The organism is Staphylococcus sp. EG-SA-2, from assembly GCF_017152085.1.
In genome coordinates this window covers 1-860 of the sequence record NZ_JACYHC010000971.1, presented here as the reverse complement: position 1 = coordinate 860, position 860 = coordinate 1, and the positions used below count along the sequence as shown (strand labels likewise).

The following is an 860-nucleotide window of genomic DNA, read 5'->3' as shown; positions in this document are numbered from 1 at the left end:
ACAGAACCAATGCCACATTTATTCATTATTTCCGATGAGTTTGCCGAATTAAAATCAGAACAACCTGATTTTATGAAAGAACTTGTATCAACGGCACGTATTGGACGTTCGTTAGGTATTCATTTAATACTTGCGACACAAAAACCATCGGGTGTTGTTGATGACCAAATTTGGTCTAACTCTAAATTTAAATTGGCATTAAAAGTACAAGATAGACAAGACAGTAATGAAATTTTAAAAACACCAGATGCAGCAGACATTACATTACCAGGTCGTGCGTATTTACAAGTTGGTAATAATGAAATTTATGAATTATTCCAATCTGCATGGAGTGGTGCAACATATGACATCGAAGGCGATAAATTAGAAGTTGAAGATAAGACGATTTACATGATTAATGACTATGGTCAACTTCAAGCAATCAACAAAGACTTGAGTGGACTTGAAGATGAAGAAACGAAAGAAAACCAAACCGAGTTAGAAGCGGTTATCGATCATATCGAATCTATTACAACACGATTAGAAATTGAAGAAGTTAAGCGTCCATGGTTACCACCATTACCAGAAAATGTATATCAAGAAGATTTAGTAGAAACAGATTTCAGAAAATTATGGTCAGATGATGCAAAAGAAGTGGAATTAACATTAGGACTTAAAGACGTACCAGAAGAACAATATCAAGGACCGATGGTATTGCAATTGAAAAAAGCTGGGCACATCGCGTTAATCGGAAGTCCAGGATATGGTAGAACAACGTTCTTACACAACATTATTTTCGATGTTGCAAGACACCATCGTCCTGATCAAGCACACATGTACTTGTTCGATTTCGGTACCAATGGTTTGATGCCAGTCACAGA

The 860-nt window shown here is 36.2% G+C and carries 1 protein-coding gene; it reads left to right on the top strand.

Annotated elements, in window-relative coordinates; genetic code table 11:
• Positions 1 to 860, top strand: an 860-nt coding sequence (locus IDG60_RS16755; RefSeq protein WP_274611446.1) for an FtsK/SpoIIIE domain-containing protein, incomplete at both ends; no start/stop codon positions are given.